Below are 2,100 nucleotides of genomic sequence, written 5' to 3' on the forward strand. Positions count from 1 at the left end.
AGCTCGCGCAGCACCGCCACGCCCTGCGCGGCGAACGCCTCGTTCAGCTCGACCACGTCGACGTCGCCGAGGCCCAGGCCGAGCCGGTCGAGCAGCTTACGGGTGGCCGGCACCGGCCCGATGCCCATGATCCGGGGCGGTACGCCGGCCGCGGCGGCCCCGCCGATCCGCGCGAGGGGGGTCAGGCCGTACCGGGCGACCGCGGCCTCGGAGGCGACCAGCAGCGCCACCGCGCCGTCGTTGACGCCGGAGGAGTTGCCGGCGGTCACCGTGCCGCCCTCGCGGAACGGGGTGGGCAGCGCGGCGAGCTTCTCCAGCGACGTCTCCCGGGGGTGCTCGTCGACCTCGACCAGCTTCGTCTCGCGCCGCCCGGCCGGCACGGTCACCGGCACGATCTCCTCGGCGAACCGGCCGTCGGCCTGCGCCTTGGCGGCCCGCTGCTGGGAGCGCAGCGCGAACTCGTCCTGCGCGGCCCGGTCGACGCCGAACTCGGCGGCCACGTTCTCCGCCGTCTCGGGCATCGAGTCGATGCCCCAGCCGGCCTTCATCAGCGGGTTGACCAGCCGCCAGCCGATGGTGGTGTCGTACACCTCGGCGGTGCGGGCGAACGGCGTCGCCGCCTTCGGCATGACGAACGGCGCGCGGCTCATGCTCTCCACCCCGCCGGCGACCACCAGGTCGGCCTCGCCGGCCACGATGGACCGGGCGGCGGTGGCCAGCGCGTCCAGGCCGGAGCCGCAGAGCCGGTTGACCGTGCTGCCGGGGACCTCCTCGGGCAGCCCGCCGAGCAGCGCCGCCATCCGGGCGACGTTGCGGTTGTCCTCGCCGGCCTGGTTGGCGCAGCCGAGCACCACGTCGTCGGTGCGGGCCCAGTCCACCGACGGATGGCGGGCGACCAGCTCGCGGATCACGTGGGCGGCGAGGTCGTCGGGTCGTACCCCGGCGAGGGCGCCGGCGTACCGGCCGATCGGCGTGCGGACTCCGGCCACGAGGTATGCCACGGTCATCGGCGCTGTCCTTCGGGGGGTGGAAGGGGCTCGGCGGCGGCGCGTCGGCCCGGGTCGCGGGGACGCCCGAGGGCCAGGATATCCGCGCGCCGAGCGGATAGGTTGACGGCATGGCCCGGGCCCAGTTCAGCGCAGAGACCGCCGGCGGCGGCGCGTTCGTCCGCCAGCCCAACCGGTTCACCGGTCGGGTCACCCCGCACTCCACCTCGCCGCCGGGCGGCGGGCCGGACGAGCAGGACCGCTGGCCGCTGGAGCCGGGCCGCTACCGGCTGATCTGGTGCCGCGCCTGCCCGTGGGCGCACCGGGCCAGGATCGTGCGCAGCCTGCTCGGCCTGGATGAGGTCATCTCATTGGGCACGGTCGACCCGATCCGGGACGAGCGGGGCTGGCGGTTCGCCCTCGACCCGGACGGCTTCGACCCGGTGCTGGGCATCGGCTTCCTCTCCGACGCGTACCTGGCCACCGACCCGGACTACACCGGGCGGGTGACCGTGCCGGCGCTGATCGACACGCTCACCGGGCGGGTGGTCACCAACGACTACCCCCAGCTCACGCTGGACTTCTCCACCGAGTGGCGGCGGTTTCACGCCCCGGGCGCGCCGGACCTCTACCCGGTCGAGCTGCGCCCGGAGATGGACGCGCTGATGGCCGAGATCCACCGGGACGTCAACAACGGCGTCTACCGGTGCGGCTTCGCCACCTCCCAGGAGGCGTACGACGAGGCGTACACCGCGCTCTTCGCCCGGCTGGACGCGCTCTCGGAGCGCCTGGCCGGGCGCCGCTACCTGATGGGTGAGCAGATCACCGAGGCGGACGTACGGCTGTTCACCACCCTGGTCCGCTTCGACGTGGCGTACCACGGGCACTTCAAGTGCAACCGGCAGAAGCTGACCGAGATGCCGGTGCTCTGGGCGTACGCGCGGGACCTGTTCCAGACGCCGGGCTTCGGGGAGACGGTCGACTTCGACCAGATCAAGCGGCACTACTACGCCACCCACGAGATGATCAACCCGACCCGCATCGTGCCGCTCGGCCCGGACCTGCACGGCTGGACCACGCCGCACGGGCGTGGCTGAGCCGGACCGGGCGTCGG

Annotated in this window: 2 protein-coding genes; one reads left to right on the forward strand and one right to left on the reverse strand. The window is 74.0% G+C overall.

What is annotated here, in order from left to right:
* Positions 1-1,007 (reverse strand): acetyl-CoA C-acyltransferase (locus JNW89_RS35775; RefSeq protein WP_238452377.1); only part of this gene is annotated, 1,007 nt, incomplete at its 3' end.
* 110 nt (positions 1,008-1,117) lie between these two features.
* Between JNW89_RS35775 and JNW89_RS35780 the strand changes: the two genes are divergently transcribed.
* Positions 1,118-2,083 (forward strand): glutathione S-transferase family protein, encoded by a 966-nt coding sequence (locus JNW89_RS35780; RefSeq protein ID WP_238452378.1) that lies wholly within the window; start codon positions 1,118-1,120, stop codon positions 2,081-2,083.
* Positions 2,084-2,100: the final 17 nt, after the last annotated feature.

Source organism: Micromonospora sp. 4G55, assembly GCF_016803375.1.